This is a genomic window from Acidiphilium sp. PA, assembly GCF_026191915.1.
Lineage (GTDB): Bacteria > Pseudomonadota > Alphaproteobacteria > Acetobacterales > Acetobacteraceae > Acidiphilium.
In genome coordinates, this window is sequence record NZ_JAIMBY010000056.1 from 1 (window position 1) to 6209 (window position 6209).

Genomic DNA, 6209 nt, shown 5'->3' on the forward strand with positions numbered 1-6209 from the left:
TTTGAATGATGCGGGTGGGGTTGGGCCTGGAGGTCGGCGTAGCCGGCCGGAAGGGCCAACCCCACCCGCAGACCGGGTTGAGGTGGCCATCGGATCGTTCGGCTAAGGTGGAGTTGCGAAGCTTCAACCCGAACCGAGTGAGGACCCGATGACCGACGACAGATTACCCCTGGCCGAGCTTCTTTCCAAAGCCGGCGATGGCGATTTCCTGCGCAGTGTGGCGGAGGCGGTGGTGCAACTATTGATGGAGACCGATGTGGAAGGTGTGATCGGCGCCGGGCGGCACGAACGCTCCGGCGAGCGCACCACCTATCGCAACGGCTATCGCGACCGCACCCTCGATACCCGCCTCGGCAGCCTGCAGCTCCGCATCCCAAAGCTTCGGCAAGGCAGCTACTTCCCGCCGTTCCTCGAACCCCGCAAAACTTCCGAGAAAGCGCTCGTCGCGGTGATCCAGGAAGCCTGGGTGAGCGGCGTGTCCACCCGGCGCGTCGATGATCTGGTGCAAGCCATGGGGCTCACTGGGATCAGCAAGAGCACCGTCAGCAAGCTCTGCAAAGATATCGACGACCGCGTCAACGCCTTCCTCGACCGCCCCCTTATCGGCGACTGGCCCTATCTCTGGCTCGACGCCACCTATCTCAAGCAACGCGAAGGGGGTCGCATCGTCTCAGTCGCGGCAATAATCGCTGTGGCAGCCAACACCGAGGGCAAGCGCGAGATCGTCGGCCTGCATATCGGGCCGTCCGAAGCCGAAACCTTCTGGGCAACCTTCCTCAAGAGCCTGGTGCGCCGCGGCCTGCACGGCACCAAGCTCGTCATCTCCGATGCGCATGAAGGCCTCAAAGCCGCGATCCGCCGCGTCATGGGAGCATCCTGGCAGCGTTGCCGCGTCCACTGGATGCGCAACGCCCAATCCTATGTCGGCAAGGGCCAGCAGAGCATGGTCTGCGCCGCCCTGCGCCAGGCGTTCATCCAGCCGGACCGCGCCAGCGCCAGCCAGACGCTTCGCCACACCGCTGACCAGCTCCGCGCCAAATGGCCAAAACTCGCCGCCTTCATTGACGACAGCGAAACCGACGTCCTCGCGCACATGGACTTCCCCGCACAACACAGGGTCAAGATCCACAGCACCAACCCGATCGAACGGCTGAACAAGGAGGTAAAGCGACGCGCCGACGTCGTTGGCATCTTCCCCAACGAGGCGTCGATCATCCGCCTCGTCGGCGCCGTTCTGCTCGAACAAAACGACGAGTGGCAAACCCAACACCGCTACATGCAGACCGAAGCAATGGCAGAGCTCGCGCCGCCAACCGTCGAAATAATGCCACCCCAGATCGCCACCGCAGCAGAATGATCCAAGGCCACCTTATCCCACAACCAAATTACACCACGTTGACGGACGTGATCGGTGATGGCCTGAACGGTCAGCGCGACGACGACGAGCGAGAGGTAGCCACAGGTTACGCTCTCCATCGCGTCGGCACGCATGGCGCGGCTGCCCAGAGCCTCGTCAGTCATATTCGCCTTTGACTCCTTTTCCGTGCAGCAATCCCAGCACCGCCCCGGCGGTTTTGTGCACCATGCCGAGATCGCTGGCAGACAGTCCGACCTCGACGATTTGCGCAGCTTTTTGCGCCTCAATATGAGTTTTCGTCGATCGCGGAAATTCGGCGAGAATGCCGTCGGTCGAGCAACGATCGTGCACTGTCTTGTCATAACCGTTGCCAGACGTGCCGACCAGGCAGTTGAGCGTCCGTTGAAGATCGGCATGAGCCTTGGTGACGGTGCCGGCGTGGACCGCCGCTTGGGCATAGCCTTGCGCTGTCCACAGATCGCTCGATTTCTGGCGAGATTGGCTTCCATAGGCCACGCCGAAACCCGCGTTTAGGGCGAACGCGCTGATTGCGATTACCATATACAATTGTCGTGGACCGGTGCGCTTTGTCATACTCATGAAACACCTCCTTCTTCCAGATTGTTGAGCCTTATCCGCCGAGGATGGCGCGATAGACCCAGGCGCCGACATAAGCGAGAATAAACCCCGCACCCGGCCCAATGATCCAGCCGCGACCGATGCCGAACATCACCTTGCGATCGATGGTCTGGCGGCCGCGCGCCAGGCCGGTGCCTGCCATTGCCCCGATCAGCGCTTGATTCATCGAGGTGAAATACCCGAAGGCCACGGCGGTCAGCACCACAAGCGCTTGCACCAGTTGCGCGGCGGTCGCCATTTTCATGTCCATTTTTACCACGTCGAAGGCGACCCGTTCCAGAATCGGTCGCCCCCACGTTAATACCCCCACCGCGAGACCGAGGCCGCCGATCAGCCCGGCGAGTAGCGGGCCGGAGAAATGCACGGTCAGGAACACGGCCGTTGCGTTCGACACATCGTTGGCCCCCATGGTCAGCGAAGCGACCCCACCTACCAGGACCAGCGCCTGACCGATCAGCCGAGCCGACTCGCTGGCATTGAACCAGGGTACGTGGTCGAACAGTTTGGTGAACAAAAACCCCAAGCCGCACGCGATGAACGGCGCCAGCACCCAGAGCACGACGAGATGCAGGATCGCAAGCCAGTTGATCCCGAGGCCCAGAGCCAGGCCGGCACCGCCCAGTGCAAATATCAGGATCTGAATGGTCGAAGTCGGGATGCGAAGCTGGGTGAACGCCGTTGTCAGCAGGAAGGCGACGCCGATGACGATGATTGCCGGAATTACCAGCAACTGGCCGGTGAGAATACCGTGACCGACATGCACCAACACCTTGTGGCTCAGGAACGCGGCACCGATCAGCGTCATCGCCGCCATCAGGCCGAGCGCGGGACGCAGCGCGATCGATTTTGTTGCATAGGGCATGCCCATGCACGCACCGGTATAATGCGCGCCCATGCTCCAGGCGAAAGCCAGCGCGGTCAGCACCAGAACGATGATCGCTAGCATCGATCGGTCCTTTGCGTCTGCCGATCACCCTTCATGATTCGCGCTGTTTTTCAAGGCAAGAGCGATCCATAGGCCGGAGCCGGCCACCAGTGCCGCCGTAATCCAGAGTGCCGGCAGCGGCGCACGTGCGAGCTGCGCCACTGCCCCCAGCAGCAGAGCGCCGATCGCATAACCGGTGTCGCGCCAGTAGCGATACGTGCCGAGTGCCTTGCCGCGGATCAACGGGGCTGCCTGGTCCGACATCGCGGCGATCAGGTTGGGATAGAGCAGCGCCATCCCGACGCCCATGATCGCGGCAGCCGGCAGCCAGAGCATCGGGCCGCGCCCGATCGCGGTGAGCGCTATGCCGACCGCCAGCAGGAAGAACCCGGCCACGACTGGCCTGCGCCGCCCGATCCGGTCGCCGAGATGCCCCGTCCAGAGCTGCGAGAGGCCCCAGACCATCGCATAAATGCCGGTCAGCCAGCCGATCTCCACCAGACCCGCGCCATGGCGCCTGAAGAATACCGGGAACATCACCCAGACCAGGGTATCGGCGATCTTGTTAACGATGCCGCCCTGGCAGATCGCGCGCCCCGCCCGATCGCGGAACGAGATGCGCAGGAAAATCGAGCCGAAACCCTCTATTTGGTCCGGCGGTGCATGGCCCTGGGCCTCGGCATGCTCGGCCTTCACCCAGGCAAGCGTGTCGCGCACGCGGGCGAGCGTCGCCAGTGCCGCGACGATGGTCGCGAGGCCGAAAACCAGCAGCGCCGGCCGCACCCCAATGCCGTGCGCCAGCACCGCAGCGCCGAACCCGGCGAGGCCGACGGCGACATAGCCGGTCGCCTCGTTGATCCCAACCGCAAGGCCGCGCTGATGGCTGCCAGCGAGGTCGATCTGGCTGGTCACCGTCATCGTCCAGGTGAAGCCCTGGCTGATGCCGAGGAACACGTTGGCCACGACGATCCACCACCAGTTCGGCGCGACATAGATCAGCAATGGGACCGGGATCGCCGCGATCCAGCCGGCGACCAGCACCGGCTTGCGGCCGAACCGGTCGGCAAGCCCGCCGGCGACAAGATTGAGCGCACCCTTCACCAGCCCGAATGACAGAACGAAACTCGCGAGGAATAGGAACGCCCCCGGCGCCACCCCGAAATCCCGCGCCACGTCCGGCAGCGCGGCGCGCTCCATGCCGATCACCAGGCCGACGAAAAAAACCTGCAACGCCTGCAGCGCGAACTGGCCGCGATTGGCGGCGATGCCGCGTTCCAACCGCGAGGCGACAGGCACGACCACGGGGGTCAGGCCGCGCGCTGCGGCGGTGTCCCGGCATTCCAGGCGCGCAACTCGACCGCCTGCAGCGGCGCGGGCGGGATGTTCTGGAGCATGAAGGTGACGAACGTGTCCGGATTGTCGATCTGCAGCGCGGCATTGTGCCGCCGCTCGAACCCGATGGTCGAGCCGGGTTTGCCGGACAGACCCCGGCCGCAAACCGAGCCGGCCAGGGCGCCGGGCAGGACTTCGACATGGTCGGGCAGCGCCTTCAGCAGGACCAGGCTGGCGAACAGGTCGTGCGCGCCGGTCTCGGCATCAGCCGCGAGCTCGGTGCGACCGACATCGCCGACCATGAGCGTATGGCCGCCAAGGAGACACCACGGCTCATCCGCGCGCGTCCGGTCGGTGACCAGAAGACACAGGTGCTCCGGCGTGTGCCCCGGCGTATGTAAAACATCGAGCACCACGTTGCCGAGTTCGATTCTTTCGCCATCGGCAAGGCGTCTGCAGACGTAGCCGACATTGGCTGATGCATGCAGCGCGTATTCTGCACCGGCCGCTTCGGCCAGCGCGCGACCGGCTGAGCGATGATCGGCGTGGAGATGCGTATCGATCACGACGCGTATTGGGGTGCCGGCGGCTGCAGCGGTATCAAGATAGGGTTCGATCGGAAATAAAGGGTCGACGACTACGCCGGCACCCTTGCCGACGCACCCGAGCAGATAGGATGCAGCGGTCGGATCGGCGTGCAGGAACTGGCGCAGAATCATTGTGATTTCCTCCATTGCGGCAGCGCATTTTGTTGACTCGGGCGCGCGCCTTGTTCGATGCCTACCAATAACCTATTATTATCGATATTAATTGAATATATGGTTCTTAATGTCAAGCAATGGACCGAAGCAGCGGGTTTTCTCTCATCTGGCTGAGATCGCGGCGGCACTTGGGCATCCGCATCGTCTCGAAATTCTTGAACTGATCGCCCAGGGCGAACGCGGCGTGGAAGACCTTGCCGGCCGCATCGGTCTCTCCGTTGCAAATACGTCGCGACATCTACAGGTATTGCGCCGCGCCCGTCTCGCCGAACCGCGGCGTGCGGGCAAGCGGATGTTCTACAGCCTGATTTCCGAAACCGACGTGATCGCCCTGCTCGCGGCGTTGGGCCGGGTGGGCGAGCGGAATGTCGCCGAGATCGAGCGGATCATGACGACGTATTTCCACTCCAAGGATGGGCTCGAAGCGGTGTCGCGGGAGGTGCTTCTCGAGCGGCTGCATGGCGGCACCGTGACCCTGCTCGATGTGCGCCCGGCGGATGAGTTCGCGCTCGGTCGCCTGCCAGGTGCGATCAACGTCCAGCTCGATCGCCTCGATGCCGCGCTTGCGGGGCTCACGACGGATCACGCGGTGGTCGCATATTGCCGAGGGCCATATTGTCTTCTTTCATTCGAGGCGGTCGCCAAGCTTCGCTTGCACGGCATCGAAGCATACCGGCTGGAAGACGGATATCCTGAGTGGAAGGCCGCAGGATTACCTGTCGAGGGATAAGTCGGTTATGTGCCCAATCATTGCGTCGCTGCTACCCTGGATTGGCCTGTGCGGATGAGCGGAACAGCAGCATAGCGAATTGTCGCCGCAAAAGCCGGTACCCATGAATGGGCTGTTTGGGGCGTCTCCCCTCCCCTACCCCGATAGCCCCCCGAATAATTCCACTACGCGGGATAATATGTGTTATCGCGGCATAGAAACACCGGAAGAATGCCCGCCTGTGGACCTCAAACTAGACGGCGATCACACTCATGGTTGAGTCTCATGGGCATGGAGCGCAATGTATTCGCGCAGGGCATTGTTGATACTGGTTTGATAGCCGTCGCCGATTCGCGTCTTAAACCAAAAAATCAAATCGGCATCGAGCCGCAATGTAATTTGCTGTTTCACCGGCCGAAAAAACACTCCGCGTTGGGCATCACTCCAATCCCTTTGCTCAGGGATCGCCTGCGTATTGATCTGATC

General features: G+C 62.6%; 7 protein-coding genes. 2 read left to right on the plus strand and 5 right to left on the minus strand.

The window, feature by feature from the left end; all coding sequences use genetic code 11:
- Positions 1–148 precede the first annotated feature (148 nt).
- Complete coding sequence (locus tag AruPA_RS21125; protein WP_265638710.1) at positions 149–1357, plus strand: IS256 family transposase; 1209 nt, start codon at positions 149–151, stop codon at positions 1355–1357.
- A gap of 156 nt (positions 1358–1513) precedes the next feature.
- Here AruPA_RS21125 and AruPA_RS21130 read toward each other — a convergent pair whose 3' ends face one another.
- The 4 genes from AruPA_RS21130 to AruPA_RS21145 are packed head-to-tail and all read right to left on the minus strand — an operon-like array spanning position 1514 to position 4987.
- The gene (locus AruPA_RS21130) at positions 1514–1957 is read right to left on the minus strand and encodes a hypothetical protein (RefSeq protein ID WP_265638711.1); all 444 of its coding nucleotides are present in this window, start codon (positions 1955–1957) and stop codon (positions 1514–1516) included.
- 31 nt (positions 1958–1988) lie between these two features.
- The gene (locus AruPA_RS21135; RefSeq protein ID WP_265638712.1) at positions 1989–2942 is read right to left on the minus strand and encodes an inorganic phosphate transporter; all 954 of its coding nucleotides are present in this window, start codon (positions 2940–2942) and stop codon (positions 1989–1991) included.
- 24 nt (positions 2943–2966) lie between these two features.
- The gene (locus AruPA_RS21140) at positions 2967–4217 is read right to left on the minus strand and encodes an MFS transporter (RefSeq protein WP_265638713.1); all 1251 of its coding nucleotides are present in this window, start codon (positions 4215–4217) and stop codon (positions 2967–2969) included.
- A gap of 11 nt (positions 4218–4228) precedes the next feature.
- Positions 4229–4987 carry an MBL fold metallo-hydrolase gene (locus tag AruPA_RS21145; protein WP_265638714.1) on the minus strand — a complete coding sequence of 253 codons (759 nt, stop codon included), beginning with the start codon at positions 4985–4987 and terminating at the stop codon, positions 4229–4231.
- A 94-nt stretch (positions 4988–5081) separates the two neighbouring features.
- Between AruPA_RS21145 and AruPA_RS21150 the strand changes: the two genes are divergently transcribed.
- A complete protein-coding gene (locus AruPA_RS21150; protein ID WP_265638715.1) occupies positions 5082–5744 on the plus strand; it encodes a metalloregulator ArsR/SmtB family transcription factor in 663 nt (220 codons plus the stop codon).
- Between the two features lie 249 nt (positions 5745–5993).
- On the opposite strand, the gene AruPA_RS21155 is transcribed toward AruPA_RS21150, so the two are convergent.
- On the minus strand, positions 5994–6209 hold a 216-nt coding region (locus AruPA_RS21155; RefSeq protein ID WP_265638537.1), incomplete at its 5' end, for a BrnA antitoxin family protein.